Source organism: Streptomyces sp. NPDC043878 (genome assembly GCF_056435735.1).
This window is the reverse complement of sequence record NZ_JBWKDW010000014.1, coordinates 203725-226983: the sequence shown is the minus strand read 5'-3', so window position 1 is coordinate 226983 and position 23259 is coordinate 203725. Positions and strand designations below refer to the sequence as shown.

General features: G+C 73.0%; 16 protein-coding genes. 12 read left to right on the top strand and 4 right to left on the bottom strand.

The genetic code is table 11. The features are described 5' to 3' along the window. Positions 1–407: 407 nt before the first annotated feature. Complete coding sequence (locus tag AC07AZ_RS21190; protein ID WP_478849929.1) at positions 408–1289, bottom strand: sirohydrochlorin chelatase; 882 nt, start codon at positions 1287–1289, stop codon at positions 408–410. A 274-nt stretch (positions 1290–1563) separates the two neighbouring features. On the opposite strand from AC07AZ_RS21190, the gene AC07AZ_RS21185 reads away from it, so the two are divergent. Together AC07AZ_RS21185 and AC07AZ_RS21180 are read left to right on the top strand one after the other, a co-directional pair. After that, the gene (locus AC07AZ_RS21185) at positions 1564–2250 is read left to right on the top strand and encodes a SanA/YdcF family protein (protein ID WP_478849927.1); all 687 of its coding nucleotides are present in this window, start codon (positions 1564–1566) and stop codon (positions 2248–2250) included. Positions 2251–2363: 113 nt separating this feature from the next. Next, a complete protein-coding gene (locus AC07AZ_RS21180; RefSeq protein WP_478849925.1) occupies positions 2364–4619 on the top strand; it encodes a molybdopterin oxidoreductase family protein in 2256 nt (751 codons plus the stop codon). A gap of 143 nt (positions 4620–4762) precedes the next feature. On the opposite strand, the gene AC07AZ_RS21175 is transcribed toward AC07AZ_RS21180, so the two are convergent. Continuing rightward, positions 4763–5173: a gamma-glutamylcyclotransferase family protein gene (locus AC07AZ_RS21175; RefSeq protein ID WP_478849923.1), complete on the bottom strand. Its 411-nt coding sequence runs from the start codon at positions 5171–5173 to the stop codon at positions 4763–4765. 127 nt (positions 5174–5300) lie between these two features. Between AC07AZ_RS21175 and AC07AZ_RS21170 the strand changes: the two genes are divergently transcribed. The 8 genes from AC07AZ_RS21170 to AC07AZ_RS21135 all read left to right on the top strand — a co-directional run bounded on the left by AC07AZ_RS21170 (position 5301) and on the right by AC07AZ_RS21135 (position 14415). After that, positions 5301–6944, top strand: coding sequence for a M4 family metallopeptidase (locus AC07AZ_RS21170; protein ID WP_478849921.1), 1644 nt, complete (start codon positions 5301–5303; stop codon positions 6942–6944). Positions 6945–7319: 375 nt separating this feature from the next. After that, positions 7320–7850 (top strand): hypothetical protein, encoded by a 531-nt coding sequence (locus tag AC07AZ_RS21165; protein ID WP_478849919.1) that lies wholly within the window; start codon positions 7320–7322, stop codon positions 7848–7850. Between the two features lie 181 nt (positions 7851–8031). Next, positions 8032–8682 carry a class F sortase gene (locus AC07AZ_RS21160; RefSeq protein WP_478849917.1) on the top strand — a complete coding sequence of 217 codons (651 nt, stop codon included), beginning with the start codon at positions 8032–8034 and terminating at the stop codon, positions 8680–8682. Between the two features lie 367 nt (positions 8683–9049). Further along, positions 9050–10264 (top strand): NAD(P)/FAD-dependent oxidoreductase, encoded by a 1215-nt coding sequence (locus AC07AZ_RS21155; protein ID WP_478849915.1) that lies wholly within the window; start codon positions 9050–9052, stop codon positions 10262–10264. After that, positions 10264–12882, top strand: a complete 2619-nt coding sequence (nirB, locus tag AC07AZ_RS21150; protein ID WP_478849913.1) for a nitrite reductase large subunit NirB — start codon at positions 10264–10266, stop codon at positions 12880–12882. Before AC07AZ_RS21155 ends, nirB begins: the two co-directional genes overlap by 1 nt. Then, positions 12879–13229, top strand: coding sequence for a nitrite reductase small subunit NirD (gene nirD, locus AC07AZ_RS21145; protein ID WP_478849912.1), 351 nt, complete (start codon positions 12879–12881; stop codon positions 13227–13229). The genes nirB and nirD overlap by 4 nt, the downstream gene beginning before the upstream one ends. A 199-nt stretch (positions 13230–13428) precedes the next feature. Then, positions 13429–13878 (top strand): excalibur calcium-binding domain-containing protein, encoded by a 450-nt coding sequence (locus AC07AZ_RS21140; protein WP_478849910.1) that lies wholly within the window; start codon positions 13429–13431, stop codon positions 13876–13878. 120 nt (positions 13879–13998) lie between these two features. After that, positions 13999–14415, top strand: coding sequence for a TIGR03668 family PPOX class F420-dependent oxidoreductase (locus tag AC07AZ_RS21135; RefSeq protein ID WP_478849908.1), 417 nt, complete (start codon positions 13999–14001; stop codon positions 14413–14415). Positions 14416–14919: 504 nt separating this feature from the next. Here AC07AZ_RS21135 and ppdK read toward each other — a convergent pair. Both ppdK and AC07AZ_RS21125 read right to left on the bottom strand, forming a co-directional pair. Beyond that, entirely contained in the window at positions 14920–17667 is a 2748-nt protein-coding gene (ppdK, locus tag AC07AZ_RS21130) for a pyruvate, phosphate dikinase (RefSeq protein WP_478849906.1), read from the bottom strand. Positions 17668–18105: 438 nt separating this feature from the next. Then, entirely contained in the window at positions 18106–19332 is a 1227-nt protein-coding gene (locus tag AC07AZ_RS21125; protein ID WP_478849904.1) for an ROK family protein, read from the bottom strand. A gap of 118 nt (positions 19333–19450) precedes the next feature. Here AC07AZ_RS21125 and AC07AZ_RS21120 point away from each other — a divergent pair, with 118 nt between their 5' ends. Both AC07AZ_RS21120 and AC07AZ_RS21115 read left to right on the top strand, forming a co-directional pair. Continuing rightward, entirely contained in the window at positions 19451–21091 is a 1641-nt protein-coding gene (locus AC07AZ_RS21120) for an MGH1-like glycoside hydrolase domain-containing protein (protein ID WP_478849902.1), read from the top strand. A 132-nt stretch (positions 21092–21223) separates the two neighbouring features. Then, a complete protein-coding gene (locus tag AC07AZ_RS21115; protein ID WP_478849899.1) occupies positions 21224–23161 on the top strand; it encodes an amylo-alpha-1,6-glucosidase in 1938 nt (645 codons plus the stop codon). Positions 23162–23259: the final 98 nt, after the last annotated feature.

Below are 23259 nucleotides of genomic sequence, written 5' to 3'. Positions count from 1 at the left end.
TTCCCCGCACCCCCGACGAGGTGGGTCGGGGGATCCGTCGACAGTCTGTGCCGGTCCGTCGGGGGCTTTCGCGCAGTTCCCCGCACCCCCGACGAGGTGGGTCGGGGGATCCGTCGACGGTCTGTGCCGGTCCGTCGGGGGCTTTCGCGCAGTTCCCCGCACCCCCGACGAGGTGGGTCGGGGGATCCGTCGACAGTCTGTGCCGGTCCGTCGGGGGCTTTCGCGCAGTTCCCCGCACCCCCGACGAGGTGGGTCGGGGGATCCGTCGACAGTCTGTGCCGGTCCGTCGGGGGCTTTCGCGCAGTTCCCCGCACCCCCGACGACGTGGGTCGGGGGATCCGTCGACGGTCTGTGCCGGTCCGTCGGAGGCTTTCGCGCAGTTCCCCGCGCCCCTGGAGGGGGGTGGGTCAGGCCGGGGTCAGGGCTTGGGGGGTGAGGGTGAGGGTGGTTTGGTCGTAGTGGTGGAGGAGGAGGTGGGCCATGGCGGGGTGGGTGCCGAGGGGGGCCGAGGCGATCCAGGGGGCGGCCTGGGCGCACTCGGTGGCGAAGCGGCCGGGGGCGGTGAAGCAGGAGGCGACGGCGACGCGGTCGTGGCCGCGGGCGGCGAGGGCGCGCAGGGCGGCGGGGACGGTCGGGCCGGCGGTGGTGGCGTAGGCCGGGACCACCGGAACGCCGAGGCGGTCCGCGAGGAGCTGCGCGGTGCGACCTGTGTCGACGGCGGAGTCCGGGTCGCGGGAGCCCGCGGCGGCGAGGACGACGGCGTCGGCGGTCCGGGGGCGCCAGCCGGCCTCGACGAGACGGGCGTACAGCGCCTCGGCGAGCAGCGGGTGCGGGCCCAGCGGGGCGGCCACCCTGGTGCGCAACGGGGCGGCGGCGGCCATCTCGGGGATGTCCCGCTTGACGTGGTAGCCGCGACTGAGCAGAAGGGGGACCAGGACCGCCTCCTCCGTGCCCATGTGCGCGAGGGTGGTCAGGGTGTCGGGCAGCAGCGGCTCGTTGAGCTCGATGTGGCCGAGGTGCACGGGCAGCCCGGGCCGCAGCTCGCGGACCCGGTCGAGGAGCGCGCGGACCGTGCTCAGCGCCCGCGGGTTGCGGCTGCCGTGTGCCACGACGACCAGCGCGGGCGGGTCGGGTCGCCGCCCGCCGTCGAGCGGGACGAGGCTGAGCCGGCCTGCGAGCCGGCTGCCGATCCGGTTCAAGAGGTGCGCCGTACTGTCGAGGTGAGCCCCCTGGGCCTGAGGGCCGGGGCCGGTCGTGGACTCGTGGCGAGCAGGGTTCGACGCCGTCATGCACCGATGGTGGCGGGCGGAGGTTGCCACCCCGTTGCACGGGAGTGACGGGTGTTTTCCGGGGGTTCACGGACGGGGGCACGGGGTGTGTGAGGCGGACTGAACTGCGGTTTCACCCGTACGAGTCCCGCGACAGGCACCGGACGCCGCTCCTTTGACGGGCAGACGTCGCCTTCGCGGCCACGGGTGAACCCGGTCACGTCCGGGTGACCGAACCGGAGAGCCTTACGCTGCGTCCCTCTCTGTCGAGAGCCGACCGGGGAGGAACCGTCCGATGCACCACCTGAAGCTCCGCAGACCCCGGCTGCCCCGCACCCGGACCGGACGCCGGCGGCTCGTGCAGGCCGTGATGGCCGGGTGTGTGCTGGCGCTGCTGCCGAGCACCTGGATGTGGGTGGTGACGGCCGACCGGCTGCGGACGACGGCGGACGCGCCCCGCGCCGACGTGGCCGTCGTCTTCGGTGCCGGTCTGTGGGACGGCGAGCCCTCGCCGTACCTCGCGCACCGACTGGACGCGGCGGCCACGCTGTACCGCGAGGGCCGGGTGAAGGTGGTCCTCGTCACCGGCGACAACAGCCGCGCGGACTACGACGAGCCGGACGCGATGCGCGGCTATCTGACCCGGCACGGCGTCCCCGGCCGGCGGATCGTCAGCGACTACGCGGGCTTCGACACCTGGGACTCCTGCGTCCGCGCCCGGAAGATCTTCGGTGTCGACCGGGCCGTCCTGATCAGCCAGGGCTTCCACATCCGGCGGGCTCTCGCGCTGTGCCGGGCGGCGGGCGTCGAGTCGTACGGCATCGGTGTCGCCGCCAAACACGACGTGACCTGGTACTACGGCGGCGCCCGGGAGCTGCTCGCGGCCGGCAAGGCGGCGCTGGACGTGGTGTTCGAGCCCGACCCGCGCTTCCTCGGCCCGAAGGAGCCGGGGGTCGCGCGAGCGCTCGCCGCCGCCCGGTGACGCCCGCCTCACGCGCCCCTCACTCCGGCCGGCCGGCGGCGGGGAGGTCGGCGTCCCGGCCGCGTAACAGGGCGCCGTCCCGCGCGTAACACGGCCGACGCACGCTGAGGGGCATGGAGAACTCCGTGACGCCCACGCACTGCCCGTACTGCGCCCTGCAGTGCGGGATGAACCTGACGCCCGCACCGGACGGGACGGTCGAGGTGACCGAGCGCGCGGACTTCCCCGTGAACCGGGGTGCCCTGTGCGGCAAGGGTCGTACGGCGCCGGCGGTGCTCTCCTCCCGGGTGCGGCTGACCTCTCCGCTGGTGCGCTCCGGGGGCACGCTCGTACCCGCCTCCTGGGAGGAGGCGCTGGACCGGATCGCCGGCGAGTTGTCCCGCACGCGTTCGGAGCATGGCCCGGACGCGTGCGGGGTCTTCGGCGGGGGCGGCCTCACCAACGAGAAGGCGTACGCGCTCGGCAAGTTCGCGCGGGTCGTCCTCGGCACCTCGCAGATCGACTACAACGGCCGTTTCTGCATGTCGTCGGCGGCCGCCGCCGGCACCAGGGCGTTCGGCCTGGACCGCGGGCTGCCCTTCCCGCTGGAGGACATCCCGCGCACGGGCTGTGTGATCCTCGTCGGCTCCAACCTCGCGGAGACCATGCCGCCCGCGCTGCGCTACCTGAGCGAACTGCGCGAGAACGGCGGCACGTTGATCGTCGTGGACCCGCGGCGCACGAAGACCGCCGAGCAGGCCGACCTGCACCTGGCGCCCCGGCCGGGCACCGATCTGGCCCTCGCCCTGGGCCTGTTGCACCTGGTCGTGGCCGAGGGCCGGGTGGACGAGTCGTACGTCCGTGAGCGGACCGTGGGCTGGGAGGACGCCCGGGCGGCGGCGATGGCGCACTGGCCGGAGTACGTGGAACGGATCACGGGGGTGTCCGTTCCCCAACTGCGCGAGGCCGTCCGGATGTTCTGCGAACCGGAGGCCGCGATGGTGCTCACCGCCCGCGGACCCGAGCAGCAGTCCAAGGGCACCGACACGGTGGGCGCCTGGATCAACCTGTGCCTGGCGACGGGCCGGGCGGGGCGGCCCCTCTCCGGGTACGGCTGTCTGACCGGTCAGGGCAACGGGCAGGGCGGACGCGAACACGGCCAGAAGGCCGACCAGTTGCCCGGCTACCGCAAGCTGACCGACCCGGCGGCGCGCCGGCATGTGGCCGAGGTGTGGGGCGTGGACCCGGACTCGCTGCCGGGGCCGGGGCGCAGCGCGTACGAACTCCTCGACGCGCTGGGCACGGACATCCGTTCACTGCTGCTGATGGGCTCGAACCCGGTCGTGTCGGCCCCGCGCGCCGCGCACATCGAGGAACGGCTGCGGTCCCTGGACTTCCTGGCCGTCGCGGACGTGGTGCTGTCGGAAACGGCCGCGCTCGCGGACGTGGTGCTGCCGGTGACGCAGTGGGCCGAGGAGACCGGCACGACGACCAACCTGGAGGGGCGGGTGCTGCTGCGGCGGCGCGCGATCACGCCCCCGGACGGCATCCGCAGCGACCTGGAGGTCCTCCACGAGGTCGCCGACCGCCTCGGCGTGGAGAAGGGCTTCCCGACCGACCCCGAGGAGGTCTTCGAGGAGCTGCGCCGCGCGAGCGCGGGCGGCCCCGCGGACTACTCCGGGATCACCTACCGGAGGCTCGTGGAGGAGAACGGGGTGTTCTGGCCGTGCCCGGCACCGGCACCGGCCCCGGCACCCGAGGACGGGAGCGTCGCCGGCTCGGCGGTGATCGTCTCGGAGGGCGACGGGCGGCGGAGGGATCTGCCGGTGCCGGACAACACGGTCCGACCGGTGCCGGACAACACGGTCCGACCGGTGCCGGACAGCACGGTCCGAGACGCCCGCGCCGACGTCCACCCCGGCACTCCCCGTCTCTTCCTCGACCGGTTCGCCACCGAGGACGGGCTCGCCCGGTTCGTCGCCGTGTCGCACCGGGCGGCCGCCGAGGAAACGGACGACGAGTACCCGGTGCTGCTGACGACCGGGCGGGTCGTGGCGCAGTACCAGTCCGGCGCGCAGACCCGGCGCGTGGACGAGCTCAACGCCGCCGCTCCCGGCCCGTTCGTGGAACTTCATCCGCGGCTGGCGGAGCGACTGGGGGCGGCCGAGGGCGACCCCGTGGTGGTGGTGTCCCGGCGGGGCCGGGCCGTGGCGCCGGCGCGGATCACCAGCACCATCCGGCCCGACACCGTCTTCATGCCCTTCCACTGGGCCGGCGAGGGCCGGGCCAACACCCTGACCAACCCGGCCCTCGACCCGATCTCACGGATGCCGGAGTTCAAGGTGTGCGCGGTACGGCTGGAGACGCCGGCCCCGACGCCGACACCCTGACCGGGCGGCTTCCCCGCTTCACGAGTGCGGCGGGAGCGGCCCGAACCGCGGGGTGACCTGAGCGGCCGGGCGGCCGGGCGGCCGGACTGGCCGAGGCGGCCGGGCGGCCGGGCGGCCGGACTGGCCGAGGCGGCCGGGCCGCCTCACCGCACCAACCACTCCCCGCCCTCGATCAGTTCCCCGCGGGCCCGCAGCCGTGCGGCGACGGCGGGTGCGGCGACGTACACCCAGGCCCGCACCGACCGTCCGTCCGCGCCGCGGGTCACCGCGCGTTCGACGCGGTCGTAGAGGTTGCCCGGGTCGCCGGGGGCGTACTCCTCCAGCCGGTCCAGGGCCAGGAGCAGCTCCGCGTACGCCTCCGGTACGGCGGTGACCAGCTCTCCGTGGACGATCCCGCCCGGTTCCTCGACGGCGTACGGGTAGCCGGGGCCGTCGTAGAGCACCGCGCCGTCGAGACGGGCGGGCTCCTCGGTCCGGGTGCGGCCGCGCAGGAAGGCGTCGTGGTGGCGGCGGCCGGGGCGCAGGGTGCCGTAGACGAAGAACGGGAGGGTCACGGAAACGATTCTCTCTCCTCACACACCCGCACCGACGCGCTATGGACATGACATGTCATGACCACTTAAATCTCAGTCACCATCAGCGCCGCCCCCACGCACCCAGGGCGCCTTCCCGAGGAGATCGATGAGTCGGACACGGCACATTCGAGGTTCCCGTATCGCCGCGGCCGGTGTCGCCGCGACCGCCGCCACCCTGCTGGCCACCGCACTCTCCCCCGCCGCCGGCGCGGCCGACCGACCCACCAGGAGCTCCGCGATCGAGCACGCCGCCTCGGCGCTCGTCGCGCACGCCGCGAGCCTCGGGCTCACCGCCCCGCAGGACACGAGCGTCCGGGACGTGGTCGTCGACAAGAACGGCACCCAGCACGTCCGCTACGACCGCACCTACCGCCGACTCCCCGTGCTCGGCGGCGACTTCGTGGTCCACCTGGCCTCCGACGGTTCGTACCGCGGGGCCTCGCGCGCGACCCGCTCGTCCATATCCCTGGCGAGCGTGACCCCCCGGCTGGCCGCGCCGAAGGCCGCCGGGCTCGCGGTGAACGCCCTGCGGGCCGCCCACCTCGGCGAGACGCTGAAGAAGGTCCGGGCCAAGCCGCGGCTCGTCGTCGACGCCCTGCACGGCACCCCGAGACTGGCCTGGCGGACCGACACGGTGGCGCAGGACTCCCTCGGCAACCCGGTCGCCCGCACCGTGCTGACCGACGCCCGCACGGGCGCGCAGATCGACGCCTGGGACAGCATCGAGACCGCGACCGGCGACGGGAAGGCGCTCTACGGCGGCACGGTCGCACTGGAGACGACGCTGTCGGGGTCGACGTACCAGCTGAAGGACGCGACGCGCGGGAACACGTACACCGGTGACGCGGCGAACAAGACCGACCTGTGCATCTTCGGCATCTGCATCAGCCGCGCACCGGCCACGCTGTTCACCGACGCCGACAACCACTGGGGCACGGGCACGACGGCCGACCGTTCCTCGGCCGCGGTGGACGCCCAGTACGGCACGAACGAGACCTGGGACTACTACAAGAGCGTCCACGGGCGCAACGGCATCGCGGGCGACGGCAAGGGCTCGTACAACCGCGTGCACTACGGCAGCAGCTACAACAACGCCTTCTGGGACGACAGTTGCTTCTGCATGACCTACGGCGACGGCGACGGGACGACCTTCGGGCCGCTGGTGGCCCTGGACGTGGCCGGCCACGAGATGTCCCACGGGGTCACCTCGAAGACGGCGGCCCTGACGTACTCGGGCGAGTCCGGCGGCCTCAACGAGGCGACGTCGGACATCTTCGGCACCCTGGTGGAGTGGCACGCGAACAACAGCGCCGACGCCGGTGACTACCTGATCGGCGAGAAGATCGTCCGCTCCGGCTTCGGCCGCGACGCCCTGCGCTACATGGACAAGCCCTCCAAGGACGGCAACTCGGCTGACTGCTGGAGTTCCTCGGTCGGCAACCTCGACGTCCACTACTCCTCGGGCGTCGCGAACCACTTCGCCTACCTGCTCGCGGAGGGCAGCGGCGCCAAGAGCCTCAACGGCATCAGCTACAACTCCCCCACCTGCAACGGGTCGACCGTCACCGGCATCGGGCGGGACAAGCTCGGCGCCATCTGGTACCGGGCCCTGACGGTCTACATGACGTCCTCGACGAAGTACGCGGGCGCCCGGACGGCCTCGCTGAACGCGGCGAAGGACCTGTACGGGACCGGCAGCACCGAGTACAACGCGGTGGCCGCCGCCTGGAGCGCGGTCAACGTGAGCTGACGCCGGGGGCGCTCGCCCGGCACGGCTTCGACGGGTGAGTGAGCCGGCCGCTCCGGGCCTGTTCCGGTACGGCCGGGAGGTGGCCGGTCCGCGGGTCTCCCCGCGGGTCCGGTCACCCGTTCACACCCGTGCAGCACCCTCTTCGCCGCATTTCCGTGACGAGACGTCAGTATGGCCGGTGACCTGCTGAAACGAGCGCCCCAAGGGCTCCCGGAGGGGGCCGGCGCCACCCGTTCACCACGTTTGTGACGCTTCCTCGGCAAGCGGACTCGCCCCGGTGGCCCTTACCTCTGAAGGGCAGGGGCGTGACCGACTCGGCGGCACATCGGGGGTGTCGCGGGTGCGCCCCGGCCGAGAAAGTTCGAGGGAGCACCGATGCGACGTACGTACCGTCTGCTGAGCGGAACCGCGCTCGCCGTCGCCGCCGCCGGGCTCGCCGTCACGCCCGCGTACGCCGCTGACACCGCCGACACCGGTGGCCTGGAGGTGTTCCCGTCCTCCGTCGTGCCGGGCGGCCGGGTGAGCGTGGACACCGCGGCGTGCGGCAAGGGCGCCGCCGCGGCGGGTGACGCGGGCGCGGTGGGCTCCGGCACCTTCACGCTGGCGCCCGGCACGCACGGGGACGACACGACCGGGCAGTTCCGGGTTCCGCCGAGCGCGCAGCCGGGAACGTACGAGATCGTCGCGGTGTGCGCCCGCAGCGGTCGGCGGGTGACGGGCGACCTGGTGGTCACGCTGACGTCCCCCCGGCAGCAGGTGCATCCCCGCGGAAGTGTGAAGACGGGGGTCGGCGGCGCTCTCGGCCACGACCCCGCGCAGACCGCGGCAGGCGTGGCGGCTCTCGCCGTCGCCGCCGCGGGCGGTACCTGGCTCCTGCATCGCCGGGCGAGAGGCGACGGGATCTGACGGACACCCTCCGCCGTCCGTCCGCCGGTACCGCATGTCCCCTCCCCCTCCGGGCCCGACGCCCCTCGCGGCCCGGAGGGGGACCCGGGCCCGCCCAGGGGCCGGCCCGGGGCCGCCGCCCGGATCGGTCCGGGCCCCGCGAGCCCGAACTGATCCGCACGACAGACCCGAGGAGGCTCGTGTGCGCGGGTTCAGCAACACCGCGATAGCCGGCGTCACCGTAGCCGCCCTGTGCTGCGCCGCGTGGCTGTTGGGCAGCGGCGCCGAGACGCATCCACCGCCACAGCCGTCCGCCGCGCAGGCGGGCTCCGGACCGGACGGCGGCCGGACCGGGACGTACGGGCGGCTGTCGCGGGCGCCCGTCGTGCCCGCGCTGCCGCCGTCCGCGCCCGACCGCATCCGCATCCCGGCGATCCGTGTGGACGCCCCCCTCATGGGCCTGCGCCTCACCCGGGCCGGCAGCCTCGACGTGCCGCCGGCCGCGAGGAAGAACCTGGCCGGCTGGTACGAGGCCGGCACCACACCGGGCGAGACCGGCACGGCGATCGTCGCCGGGCACGTCGACAACGCCGACGGCCCCGCCGTCTTCTACGACCTCGGCGCCCTGAAGAAGGGCAGCACCGTCGAGGTCGACCGGCGGGACGGCAGCGTCGCGCTGTTCACCGTCGACGCGGTGGAGATGTACGAGGCGAAGGACTTCCCCGACGAGAAGGTGTACGGCGCCGCCGACCGGCCGGAGCTGCGGGTGATCACCTGCGGCGGAGGCTACTCGCGGGCCACCGGCTACGAGGGCAACGTGGTCGTGTTCGCGCACCTGACGGGCAGCCGCTGAGGCACCGGTTCACGGATGCGCCGACGACGGGGGCATGCCCCGGGCTGCGTCCCGGCCGGCCGCCGCTGTCGCCGGGCGATCCGCTCCCGTCGGGCGATCCACTCCCGTCAGGCGATCCGCTCCCGTCAGGCGATCCGCCCCACCCCGGCTGGGCGTCGGCTCGCCTCACGCCACGCCCCTCGCCCGCCCCGATCCCCCGTCGGGGCCCCTCACCACCCCTCCCCGCCGCCCGCCGACCCCCTCACACCGCGCCCCGCCGCGTCCTGGGAACCCTCACACCCACCGTCCGCTTCAGCTGAGGGCAGCGTTCCTCGCGGGAAACAGACGTGATGCGGTCGGGTAACACCCACCCCGCAGGCTCCTGGACATGACCTCGAATACGCGTGTGGTGGTGATCGGCGCCGGGCTCGCGGGCGTACGGCTCGCCCGGCGGCTCGGTGAGCTCGGCACGCCCGCGCTGCTGATCGGCGAGGAGGAACACCGGCCGTACAACCGGGTGCTGCTCGCCGAGGTGCTGGCCGGCCGGTACAGCCCCGAGGTGATCGCCCTCCCGGCGCCCGCCGGGCTGACGCGCGCCCGGGTCACCGGCATCGACCGCGCCGAGCGGAGCGTGCACTGCGCGGACGGCACGGTGATCGCATACGACACGCTCGTCCTGGCCACCGGCTCCAACCCCGTACTCCCGCCCCTGCGCGGCCTGTTCACCCCCGACCACGAACTGCCCGAGGGCGTCCACGCGTTCCGCACGATGGACGACTGCCTGGGCCTGTCCAAGGCGGTACGGCCGGGGGTGCGGGCGGTCGTGATCGGCGGCGGGCTGCTCGGGGTGTCCGCGGCCCGCGCGCTCGCCGTGCGCGGCGCGCAGGTCGTCCTGGCCCAGCAGTCCGAGCGGCTGATGGAACGTCAGCTCGACTCGGGCGCGTCCCGGCTGGTCCACCGCCACCTCGGCGACCTCGGCGTCGAGGTGCACACCGAGTGCCGGGTGCGGGACGTGCGCTGCGTCGGCGGCGCGGTCCGCTCGGTGGAGATGGCCGACGGCTACGCCCTCGACGCCGACCTCGTCGTCCTGGCCTGCGGGGTCCACCCGCGCGTCGGCCTCGCCCAGCAGGCCGGGCTCGCCGTCCACAAGGGCGTCCTCGTCGACGACGAACTCCGCACATCCGACCCGGACATCCGGGCCGTCGGCGACTGCGCGCAGCACGACGGCACGGTGTACGGCCTCGCCGCGCCGGCCCTGGAACAGGCCGAGATCCTGGCCGGGTTGCTGGCGGGCGGCACCCGCGCCCGCTACACCGGCACCCGCTCCCTGACCCGGCTCACGCTCGCCGGGCACAGCGCCTTCGACCTCGCCGCGTTCGGCGAGACGGAGGCACGCCCCGGCGACGACGTCGTGCAGCTCGCCGACGCCACCCGCGGCACCTACCGCAAGGTCGTCGTCCGCGACGACCGCCTGGTCGGCGGGGTTCTCGTCGGCGAACTCGGCACCGTCGGCGCGCTCGCGCGCGCCTGGGAGGGAGCAGAGCCGCTGCCCTCCGACGGCGGCCCCCTGCTCCACCTGCTCACCAACGACGGAGGCTCCTGATGACCGCCACCCTGGGGGGCACCCCCACGATCGTGCTCGTCGGCCATGGCATGGTCGGCCAGCGCTTCCTCGAAGCGCTCGCCGAGCGCGGCCTGACCGCCACGCACCGGGTGGTCGTACTGTGCGAGGAGCCGCGGCCGGCGTACGACCGCGTACAGCTCACCTCGTACTTCTCGGGCCGTACGCCCGAGGACCTGTCGGTCACCGACCTGGAGTTCATCAAGGACCACGGGATCGAACTGCACGTCGGTGACCCCGCGTTGAGTATCGACCGCGCCGCGCGGACGGTGACCGCCCGCTCCGGCCTGACCGTCGCCTACGACACCCTCGTACTGGCCACCGGCTCCTACCCCTTCGTGCCGCCGGTCCCCGGCAAGGACGCCGAGGGCTGCTTCGTCTACCGCACCATCGAGGACCTGTTCGCCATCGAGGCGTACGCGAAGTCGCGGGCCACCACGGGTGCCGTGGTCGGCGGCGGCCTCCTCGGACTGGAGGCGGCCGGCGCCCTCAAGGGCCTCGGACTGACCTCCCACATCGTGGAGTTCGCGCCGCGCCTGATGCCGGTGCAGGTCGACGACGGCGGCGGCGCCGCCCTGCTGCGCACCATCGAGGACATGGGCCTGAGCGTCCACACCGGCACCGGCACGCAGGAGATCGTGGTCGGCGAGGACGGCGCGGTCACCGGCATGAAACTGTCCGACGGCTCCGAACTCGCCACCGACATGGTGGTGTTCTCCGCCGGTGTCCGCCCGCGCGACCAACTCGCCCGCGACAGCGGCCTCACGGTCGGCGACCGCGGCGGCATCGCCGTCGACGAGCAGTGCCGGACGGTCTGCGACCCGCACGTGTTCGCGATCGGCGAGTGCGCGCTCGCCGCGGACGGCCGGGTCTACGGCCTGGTCGCCCCCGGCTACGAGCAGGCGCAGACCGCCGCGGCGACCATCGCCCAGGACGAGGCCGCCTTCACCGGCGCCGACCTGTCCACCAAGCTGAAGCTGCTCGGCGTCGACGTGGCGTCCTTCGGCGACGCCCACGGCACCACCGCGGACTGCCTCGACGTCGTCTACTCCGACTCACGCTCGGGCACGTACAAGAAGCTGGTCATCGGCCGCGACGGGGAACTGCTCGGCGGCATCCTGGTGGGCGACGCGGAGGCGTACGGCACGCTGCGCGCCCTCACCGGCTCGGTCCCCCCGATCTCGCCGGAGCAGCTGGTGCTGCCGGCGGGCTCCGGGGGCGGCGCCCAGCTCGGCCCCGCCGCCCTCCCCGACGAGGCGGTCATCTGCTCCTGCCACAACGTCACCAAGGGCACGATCCGCGACGCGGTCACCGAGCACTCCTGCACGACCGTGCCCGAGGTGAAGAAGTGCACCAAGGCCGGTACCGGCTGCGGCAGTTGCGTCAAGGTGCTCGGCCAGCTGGTCACCGCCGAACTGGAGGCGAGCGGCGTCGAGGTCGACAAGGGCCTGTGCGGCTGCTTCGCGCAGACCCGCGAGGAGCTGTACGAGATCGTCCTCGCCCTGCGCGTCACCACCTACCAGGACCTCCTCGACCGCTACGGCCGCGACGGCGCCCGGGGCGGCGACGGCTGCGAGACCTGCAAGCCGGCCGTCGGCTCGATCATCGCCTCCCTCGCCCCGACGATCGGCGCCAGCGGCTACGTCCTGGACGGCGAACAGGCCGCCCTCCAGGACAGCAACGACCACTTCCTCGCCAACCTCCAGAAGAACGGCTCCTACTCGGTCGTGCCCCGCATCCCCGGCGGTGAGATCACCCCGGAGGGCCTGATCGTGATCGGTGAGATCGCCCGCGACTTCGGCCTCTACACGAAGATCACGGGCGGCCAGCGCATCGACATGTTCGGCGCGCGCGTCGAGCAACTCCCGCTGATCTGGGCCCGCCTGGTCGACGCCGGCTTCGAGTCCGGCCACGCGTACGGCAAGGCCCTGCGCACCGTGAAGTCCTGTGTGGGCCAGACCTGGTGCCGCTACGGCGTCCAGGACTCCGTCCGGATGGCCATCGACCTGGAGCTGCGCTACCGGGGCCTGCGCTCCCCGCACAAGCTGAAGTCGGCGGTCTCCGGCTGCGCCCGCGAGTGCGCCGAGGCCCAGTCCAAGGACTTCGGCATCATCGCCACCGCCAACGGCTGGAACCTCTACGTCGGCGGCAACGGCGGCGCCACCCCACGCCACGCGGACCTGCTGGCCCAGGACCTCAACGACGCCGAACTGGTCCGTCTCATCGACCGGTTCCTGATGTTCTACATCCGCACCGCCGAGCGCCTGGAGCGCACCTCCACCTGGCTGGAGCGCATCCCGGGCGGCCTCGACCATGTGCGGGACGTGGTGGTGGAGGACTCCCTCGGCATCTGCGAGGAGCTGGAGTCCCTCATGGCCGCCCATGTCGCGGGCTACCGCGACGAGTGGGCGACGACCATCAACGACCCCGAGAAACTCGCCCGGTTCGTGTCCTTCGTCAACGCGCCCGACACCCCCGACCCGGTGGTCGGCTTCGTCCCCGAGCGCGACCAGATCAAGCCCGACCTGCCGCTGCTGTCCATCGGCATGCGCCCCCTGGCAGACACCGCAGACGTCCTGGAAGGAAGCGCCCAGCGATGACCCTGGCACCCGAGACGACCGATCTGAAGCTGCAACTGAACCTGGACGACGCCTGGTTCACGGTGTGCGACCTGAGCGCGCTGCTGCCCGGCCGGGGGGTGGCGGCCCTGCTGCCCGACGGCCGCCAGGCTGCCCTCTTCCGCGACCGCTCCGGCCGGCTCTACGCCATCGACAACCGCGACCCGTTCGGCGGTGCGGCCGTCCTCTCCCGCGGTCTGACCGGCACCCACCAGGGCCGCCCCTTCGTCGCCTCCCCCCTCCTGAAGCAGCGCTTCGACCTGGAGTCCGGAGCGTGCCTGGACGACGAGACGGTACGGGTACGGACGTACGAGATCCGGGCGGCGTAGGGGCGTCGCGTGACAGGCCGTCCTCCGCCCCGGACGCGGCGGCCCCCGCCGTGGACACGGACCTGACGGCGGGCAGCGGGGCGACGGCCTGACGGCGGTCGGGCCGTCGCCGGATGTCACGGAAAAGCCACTTCCGCCACACGGCCGGGAGCACGGCAATACGGTCATTCCCCTCACGCCGCACCTCTGGGGGATCCACATGAGCAATCCGTACGCCGTGCCGCAGCCGCCCAAGTGGGCCCGGAAGCGGTTCGTTCTGCCCGCGCTCGCGACAGCGCTGTTCGTCGGCGTCGGGATCGGGGCCGGTGGCGGCGACACCACGACGACCGACGCGAAGCCGGCGGCCGCCGCGCCGCGGCCGACGGTCACCGTCACGGCCACGGCCACGGCCACGACCACGGAGACGGCGACGCCCGAACCGGCGGCCACGGTGACCGCCACCGAGACCGTCAAGGCCACCAGAACGGTCAGGGCGACCAGAACCGTCACGGCCGAGCCCGCCGAGGACAGCGGCTCAGGAGGCGGTGACGTCTACTACGCCAACTGCACGGAGGCGCGGGCCGCCGGCGCCGCTCCCATCCACCGCGGTGAGCCCGGCTACGCGTCCCATCTGGACCGCGACAACGACGGGATCGCGTGCGACGCGTGACCGCCGACGATTCGGCCCCCCGACGTCAGCCCCGGGTTGATGCGCCGCCCGGCTGAAGTCAAAGGTCCGAGCGACGGCTCCCCCGCCCCGCCCGCCGCACGCCTCGCTACGGTGGAGCGCATGAAGCTCTCCCCGCTCGTCGCCCGGGAACGTTTCGTCGCGTCGCCTGTCGCCCGACTGGCGACGGCCGACAGCAAAGGGTTGCCGCACGCGGTGCCCGTGACCTTCGCCGTACTGGACGACGTCGTGTACTTCGCGGTCGATCACAAGCCCAAGAGCACGTGGGACCTCCGCCGGTTGCGCAATATCCGGGAGAACCCTTCGGCGACGGTACTGGTCGACCACTACGGCGAGGACTGGTCGACACTGTGGTGGGCGCGGGCCGATGGTCGTGGCGAGGTGCTGGAAGGCGGCCAAGAGCGACTTCGGGCGGTGGAGTTGCTGTGCGGCAAGTACGACCAGTACCAGGACTCACCTCTCCAGGGACCCGTGGTCGCCGTTCGGGTGGAGAAGTGGAGTGGCTGGGCCTTCGCATAACCTTGCCGGGGACAGTCGAGCCTGAGGTGACGCGCATGCCGGACCGAGACCTTCCCCCCTGCCGGGACTCCTCCAGCCTGTCGATCCGGCGGAGGCATTGAGCGCGTGCGTCGCCGAGACCAACGCCCGCTCCAGCCAAGGGCTGTCCGTGTCGGCGAACTCGTCTCTCCCGACTGCCACGCGGACGCCGCGCGTCGCAGGGTCCACTTCAGCGTCCTCGCCGGAGTGCGCGCTGGCGAAGCGGCCCGGCTACGAGGACCTGCACACCGAGTGCCGTCAGACGCAGGACGTGTTCCTTCCGGGAGCCGCGGGCATCCTACTGGCACCCCGCTGCGGTTGCGCCTGCCACGGCATCACCGACGGCAGCGAAGGCGGGTAGGCGCCGCCCCTGTCCGGACAGACGAAGGAGGCGGCACCCCCGCACAGGGTGCCGCCTCCTCCTTACGAGCCGGAGCCGTCGCCCGTCGCTGAGGGTCTGGGTGACGGGTGAAGGCTCCGGAGCTTCTACCGGTGGTCGCTGCCTGTCGACTGCGAGGCCGCGCGGCCCGCTTCCAGGCGGGCCACCGGGATGCGGAACGGGGAGCAGGAGACGTAGTCGAGACCCACCTCGTGGAAGAAGTGGACCGACTCCGGGTCGCCGCCGTGTTCGCCGCAGACGCCGAGCTTCAGGTCGGGCCGGGTCGCGCGGCCGGCCTCCGCGGCGAGTTTCACCAGGGAGCCGACGCCGTCCCGGTCGATCGTCTCGAAGGGGGAGACGCCGAAGATGCCCTTCTCCAGGTAGGCGGTGAAGAAGGATGCCTCGACGTCGTCGCGGCTGAAGCCCCACACCGTCTGGGTGAGGTCGTTCGTGCCGAAGGAGAAGAACTCCGCGGCCTCCGCGATCTGCCCCGCCGTCAGCGCGGCCCGGGGCAGCTCGATCATCGTGCCGATGGCCAGCTTGAGTTCGGTGCCCGTGGCGGCCTCGACCTCGGCCACCACCTGGTCCGCCTCCTCGCGCACGATCTCCAGCTCCTGGACGGTGCCCACCAGCGGGATCATGATCTCCGCCCGCGGGTCGCCCTTGGCGGCCTTGCGTTCGGCGGCGGCCTCGGCGATCGCCCGTACCTGCATGGTGAACAGGCCCGGGATCACCAGACCGAGGCGCACCCCGCGCAGACCCAGCATCGGGTTCTGCTCGTGCAGGCGGTGGACGGCCTGGAGCAGGCGCAGTTCGTTCTCGTGCGGCTCCTGCCGGGACTCCGCGAGCGCGACACGGACCGAGAGTTCGGTGATGTCGGGGAGGAACTCGTGCAGCGGCGGGTCGAGGAGGCGGACGGTGACCGGGAGGCCGTCCATCGCCGAGAACAGCTCCACGAAGTCCTTCTTCTGGAGCGGCAGCAGCTCCTTCAGCGACTCCTCGCGCTCGGCCTCCGTGTCCGCCAGGATCAGGCGTTCCACCAGCTCACGGCGGTCGCCGAGGAACATGTGCTCGGTGCGGCACAGGCCGATGCCCTGGGCGCCGAAGCGGCGGGCGCGCATCGCGTCCTCGGCGTTGTCCGCGTTGGCGCGCACGCGCAGCCGGCGCTTGCGGTCGGCGAAGGCCATGATCCGGTGGACGGCCTCGACCAGTTCGTCGGCGTCGTTGGCGCCCGCGTGCATCCGGCCCTCGAAGTACTCCACGACCGGGGAGGGGACCACCGGGACCTCACCGAGGTACACCTTGCCGTTCGAACCGTCGATGGAGATCAGGTCGCCCTCCTCGACGACGTGTCCGCCCGGGACCGTCATGCGGCGGCGCTTGGTGTCGACCTCCAGCTCCTCCGCGCCGCAGACGCAGGTCTTGCCCATGCCGCGGGCGACGACGGCCGCGTGCGAGGTCTTGCCGCCGCGCGAGGTGAGGATGCCCTCGGCCGCGATCATGCCGTCGAGGTCGTCGGGGTTGGTCTCACGGCGGACCAGGATGACCTTCTCGCCGGAGCGGGACCACTTCACCGCGGTGTACGAGTCGAAGACGGCCTTGCCGACGGCGGCGCCCGGCGAGGCGGCGATGCCCCGGCCGACCTGTGCGACCTTGGTGTGCTCGTCGAAGCGGGGGAACATCAGCTGGGCGAGCTGGGCGCCGGTCACCCGCTGGAGCGCCTCGGCCTCGTCGATGAGGCCCTGGTCGACGAGCTGGGTCGCGATGCGGAAGGCCGCGCCCGCGGTGCGCTTGCCGACGCGGGTCTGGAGCATCCACAGCTGGCCGCGCTCGATGGTGAACTCGATGTCGCACAGATCCCGGTAGTGGTTCTCCAGGGTGGCCATGATCTGCATGAGCTGGTCGTACGACGTCTTGTCGATGGTCTCCAGCTCGGCGAGCGGGACCGTGTTGCGGATGCCGGCCACCACGTCCTCGCCCTGGGCGTTCTGGAGGTAGTCGCCGTAGACGCCCTGGTGGCCGCTGGCCGGGTCGCGGGTGAAGGCGACGCCGGTGCCCGAGTCGGGGCCGAGGTTGCCGAAGACCATCGAGCAGACGTTGACGGCGGTGCCGAGGTCGTGCGGGATGCGTTCCTGGCGGCGGTAGAGCTTGGCGCGGTCGGTGTTCCAGGAGTCGAAGACCGCGTGGATGGCGAGGTCCATCTGTTCGCGGGGGTCCTGCGGGAAGTCCCGGCCGGCCTCGGTCTTGACGATCCGCTTGAACCGGGTGACCAGCTTCTTGAGGTCGGCCGCCTCCAGTTCGGTGTCGACCGTGACCTTCTTGGCGTCCTTGGCCTTCTCCAGCGCGTCCTCGAAGAGGTCGCCGTCGACGCCGAGGACGGTCTTGCCGAACATCTGGATCAGGCGGCGGTAGGAGTCCCAGGCGAACCGCTCGTCGCCGGCCTGGGCGGCCAGCCCCTGGACCGACTTGTCGGAGAGGCCGATGTTGAGGACGGTGTCCATCATGCCGGGCATGGAGAACTTCGCGCCGGAGCGGACCGAGACGAGCAGCGGGTCGTCGGCCTGGCCGAGCTTCTTGCCCATCTTCGCTTCGAGGGCGTCGAGGTGCGCACTCACCTCGTCACGCAGTGCCGCCGGCTCCTCGCCGCTGTCGAGGTAGACCTTGCACGCCTCGGTGGTGATGGTGAAGCCCGGAGGCACCGGAAGGCCCAGGTTGGTCATCTCGGCGAGGTTGGCGCCCTTGCCGCCGAGGAGGTCCTTGAGGTCCTTGTTGCCCTCGGTGAAGTCGTAGACGAACTTCACGCCCTCAACGCTGGTGCCGTGCTCAGCTACGTGGGGTTCTCTGTTTTCCGACACGGGTCTCGACTCCTCGAGGACGCGGTGGCTGCCCTGACGGGCAGGAACATACCCAGATCGAAGGCGCCTGGGTACGTCCACTTGCGTGTCATGCGCCTGTAACCAGCCGTCCGCCAGCGGATCGAAAGTCAAGGCTTGGCAAGCGAGCGGCGCTTTGTGTTTTCACTTCTTGAACGCGCAGGCCCCCGGGGCTGCGCCCATAGTCCCACCATAGCGCTCAGGTGAGCGTCTTTCGGCACGTTTGATTTCGATCGATGAACGATCAAGGGGTGGCACTGAGTGCCACCCCTTGGAGAAGTGGACTCGCCCACCATCCGCTCATCTGAGCGGAACCCCTATCAGGGGTGGCGAGAATCACCTGCCCCGGCCGAGCGAATTCCATGATGCGGACGCGCACAGGGAACGGAAAACGCGGAACGCGGACACGGAAGGGCGACCTCACTCGCCGAGCGCCAGCAGCCGTTCCTCCACCCGCTCCGGCGCGTACAGGTGCTCCACCACCAGCGCACCGGCCCCCACCAGCCCGGCCCGCTCCCCGAGCCGTGAGGTCACGACGTCCAGGTGGCCGGTCGAGCGCGGCAGCGCCCGCTGGTACAGCAGCTCGCGCACCCCCGTGAGGAAGGGCGTGCCGGCCAGGTCTCCCGCGATCATCAGGACCCCGGGGTTGAGCAGGGTCACCACGGTGGCCAGTACGTCACCGACCTGCCGGCCCGCCTCGCGCGCCAGCGCCGCCGCCTCCGGGTGTCCCGAGGCCAGCAGGTCCCGCACGTCCGAGCCGGAGGCGGCCGGCACGCCGGCCTCCGCCAGCCGCCGCGCGACGGCGCCGCCGCTGGCCACGGCGGCCAGACAGCCGTAGGACCCGCACCGGCACAGCAGGCCGGCGCCCGCGGGGACCCGGATGTGGCCGATGTCCCCGGCGCCCCCGTCGACGCCCCGGTAGACGGAGCCGTTCACCACGACGCCCGCGCCGATGCCCGTCGACACCTTGACCAGGACGAACGCCGAGCAGTCGGGGTGGGCGGTGCGCTGTTCGCCGTACGCCATGAGGTTGGCGTCGTTGTCGACCAGCACCGGGACCGCCGGGGCGCCCGTGCGCTCGGTGAAGGCTCCGGCCAGGCGGCTCCTTATGTCGTAGCCGTCCCAGCCGGGCATGATCGGCGGCTGTACGACCCGGCCGCTCTCGCTGTCGACGGGCCCGGGCACCGCGAGCCCGACACCGCAGACCTCCGTCGCCCGGCGGCCGGTCTTCTCGACGAGTTCGGCGAACCAGCGGCCGAGTTCGCCCAGGACCACCTCGGGGCCGTCCTCCAGACGCGGTGTCCCGCTGTGTTCGGCGAGGATCTCGCCGGTCAGGGAGAGGACGGCGGCGCGCGCGTGCCGGGTGTCGAGGTCGGCGGCCAGGACGACGGCGTGGGCGTCGTCGAACTCCAGGGTGATCGAGGGCCGGCCGCCCTGCGGGGAGTCCACCGGCCCGCCGGCGCCCTCGCGCAGCCAGCCCGCGCGGAAGAGGCGGTCGAGGCGGTGACCCACGGTGGCGCGGGAGAGTCCGGTCACCTGCTGGAGCGCGCCGCGGGTGGTGGCGCGCCCGCTGCGGACCAGTTCGAGCAGGTCTCCCGCACTCGCCTGGCTCGCGCCCCTCCCGGTCCTGCCGGGCCTTCCGGTCATGCGCACCCCCTTGTGTTTCTCCATGTTGCATTACATATTGAGTTCTGCGTGTTAAATAGACGTAACCCTACGGTAGCCACAACCGAACTGGTCGGCCGTACGTCTTCGGGGAGCCTGAGTGGACCGCACAACCCAACTGACCGCTCGCAACGCGGGACGCCTGGACCACACGCGCACCATGTCCTCACCTCCCTTTTCCGGCCGGGGTGAGGTTTCCGGCCCGGGGGCCATTGCATACGATCCGGCGGTGACCAGGCCGTCACTGCACGTCAGAGCGGCCCGGGTGCTGGAGGGCAACTGGACCGGCACCTCGACGGTGCCCTCGCGCGGCCTGTATCCGCACCAGTGGTCCTGGGACTCGGCGTTCGTCGCGATCGGCCTGCGCCACCTGTCGCCGTTACGGGCACAGACGGAACTGGAGACACTGCTGGGCGCCCAGTGGGGCGACGGCCGCGTCCCGCACATCGTCTTCAACCCCTCCGTCCCGCTCGACGCGTACTTCCCGAGCCCCGACTTCTGGCGCTCCTCGACCGCGGGGCGCGCTGCGGGCGCCCCGCGCACCGTACAGACCTCGGGCATCGTGCAGCCACCGGTGCACGCGCTGGCCGCGTGGCTGGTGCACTGCGCGGACCCGGGTCTGTCACGGGCGCGCGGCTTCCTGGCGGGCGTGTACCCGCGCCTCGCCGCCTGGCACCGCTATCTGCTGCACCGGCGGGACCTGGGCGGGGGATCGCTGGCGTCCGTCGTCCACCCCTGGGAGCAGGGGATGGACAACAGCCCGTGCTGGGACGCCCCGCTGAGCCGGATCACGCCCGCCCCGGCCCGCTCCTTCCGCCGCGCCGACCTCGACCACGGCGCCGCCGACGACCGGCCGACCGATCTGGACTACGGCCGGTACGTGCGGCTGGCGACGGACTACCGCGACGGCGGATACGCCGACGGGGCGGGCGGGTTCGCGGTGGAGGACCCCGCGTTCAACGCGCTGCTCATCGCCTCGGAGCACGCGCTGGCCCGCATCGCCCGGGAACTCGGGGCCACCGGCACGGCCCGGCACGCGCGCGCGGAGCGGCTGACGGCCGCGCTCGTCGACCGGCTCTGGGACCCGGCGCGGGGCCTGTTCCTCTGCCGTGACGTGCGCGGCGGGGAGCTGATCCCCGAGCGGAGCGTCTCCGGGCTCGTCCCGCTGCTGCTGCCCGGCCTGCCGCGCGAGATCGCCGCCCGCCTGGTCGAGGCGGCGTACTCCCCGCACTTCGGGCTCGGCACCACGACCCGCCTCGTACCGAGCTACGACCTGCTCGGCGAGGCCTTCGACCCGCACCGCTACTGGCGCGGACCGGCCTGGTTCAACACGAGCTGGCTGGTGGAGCGCGGGCTGCGGCAGCACGGCGAGCAGGCCAGGGCCGAAGCGCTGCGGGAGGCCGTCCTGCGCACCGCCGGGACGTCGGACTTCGCGGAGTACGTCGACCCGTACACCGGCGAGGGCTGCGGGGCGACCGGCTTCAGCTGGACCGCCGCGCTCACGCTCGACCTGCTGCACGAGCCCCTCGCGGGCGGCGCACCCGGCGCCCCGGACACCGGCACCGGCACCGGCACCGGCACCGGCACGGATCGGAGCACCGGCGTTCTCGGCCTGCGCGACCGGAGCGACCGGAGCGACCGGAGCGACCGGAGCGACCGGAGCGACCGGAGCGAGCCGAACGACCGGAGCGAGCCGAACGACCTGAACGACCTGAGCGATGTGAACAGCCGGACCACGTGACCGGCCCGGACCTCAACCGTCCGGACGGGAACAGCGGGACCGGAACAGGCCGGACGTGAACGGCCCGGACAGTGCGGGCCCGAACGGCCCGGGCGGCAAGGCACGCAACGGCGTCAAAGGAGGGGACCGGGGATGACGGACCGGCATCATCTGCTCGTGCACGGTGGGACGTTCGCCGCCGTGGGTGACGGTGGGGACATCAGCGGGGTCCGGGGCGGCAGCTCCCCGGACGGACTGTTCGTGCGCGACGCGCGGCACCTGAGCCGTTGGCAACTGACGGTCGACGGTGCGGTGCCCGAGGCGCTCACGCCGGTCGCGGACGGGGACACGGCACGCTGTGTCCTCGTCCCGCGCGGCGGCCGGCAGGAACCGCCCGCGTACACGATCTTCCGCGAACAGGCCGTCGGGGACGGCGCGTTCGTCGAGTCACTGCGGGTGACCAGCAACCGCCCGGAGCCGACCACCGTGCGCCTCGCGGTCACCGCGGACGCCGACTTCACCGACCAGTTCGAACTGCGCTCCGACCACCGCACCTACGCCAAGACCGGCGCCACCCGCTCCCGCCACGTCCACGACGACGGCGTGGAGTTCACCTACCGGCGCCGGGAGTGGCGGTCCGTCACGACCGTGACGGCGGAACCCGCGCCGGACGCCGTCGAGGAGACCGGCACGGGCGCCCGGCGCCTGGTGTGGACGCTGGAGCTGGCGGCCCACGGGTCGGCGGAGCTGACGCTGCGGGTCATGGCACGCCCGCACGGCGACCGGCGGGCCCGCCGCGTGCCCCGCTCCCCCGCCGCCCTCAACGAGCAACTCCTCGCTCTCGAAGGCGAGTTCGTGGAGGGTGTGGCGTTCCCGACCGGCTGGCCCGAGCTGGCCGCGGCCTGCGCCCGCGGTCTCGCCGACCTGGCCTCGCTCCAGGTGCCGGCGACCGGCCCGGACGGCGAGGAACTGCGGGTGCCCGCCGCCGGCGCCCCCTGGTTCCTGACGCTGCTGGGCCGCGACGCCCTGCTCACCTCACTGTTCGCCCTCCCCTACCGGCCCCGGCTGGCCGCCGCCACGCTCCCGGCGCTCGCCGCGGCCCAGGCCACCGAGGTCGGCCCCGACGCGGTGGCGCAGCCCGGCAAGATCGTGCACGAGGTACGGCACGGCGAACTGGCGCACTTCGGGCAGGTGCCGTACGGCCGGTACTACGGCTCGGTCGACGCCACCCCGCTGTTCCTGGTGCTGCTCGGGGCGTACGTCGAGCAGACGGGGGACGTGACCCTGGCCCGCCGCCTGGAGCCGCACGCCCGCGCGGCGATCGGCTGGATGCTCGACCACGGCGGGCTCACCTCCCGCGGCTACCTGGTCTACCGCGCCGACCAGGGCGGCCTGGCCAACCAGAACTGGAAGGACTCCCCCGGCGCGATCTGTTCCGCCGACGGCACCCGGGCGAGCGGCTCGGTGCTGGCGGCGGGGGCCCAGGGGTACGCGTACGACGCGCTGCGCCGCACCGCGCACCTGTCCCGCACGGTGTGGGACGACGAGGTGTACGCGGCCCTGCTGGAGCAGGCCGCCGCCGACCTCCGCGACCGCTTCCAGCGTGACTTCTGGATGCGGGCCCACTCCTTCCCGGCGCTCGCGCTCGACGGCGAGGGCCGGCAGGTGGACGCGCTGGCCTCCGACGCCGGGCACCTGCTGTGGTCGGGGCTGCTGGACAAGGAGTACGGCGAGCTGGTCGGCCGGCGGCTGCTGGAACCCGACTTCTTCTCCGGCTGGGGCGTGCGCACGCTGGCGGCCGGGCAGCGGGCGTACCACCCGCTGTCGTACCACCGCGGTTCGGTGTGGCCGCACGACAACGCGCTGATCACGCTGGGCCTGGCCCGCTACGGCCTGCACGACGAGGCGCGTACGGTCGCCCACGCCCTGGTGGACGCGGCGACGGCGACCGGCCACCGCCTGCCCGAGGTGATCGCGGGCTACGGCCGCGACACGCACGCCGAGCCGGTGCCCTACCCGCACGCGTGCGTGCGGGAGTCCCGGTCGGCGGCGGCCCCGCTGGCGCTGCTCACCGCGGTGGGCGGCGCCTAGCCGGAAGGTGCGGGCGCCGGTGCGTGGGTTGGGGAGGCGTTTGCCCGGTGTTTGCCGAGCTCTGGTCCGTCCTGGCTGAACAGGGCCCGCGCACCGGC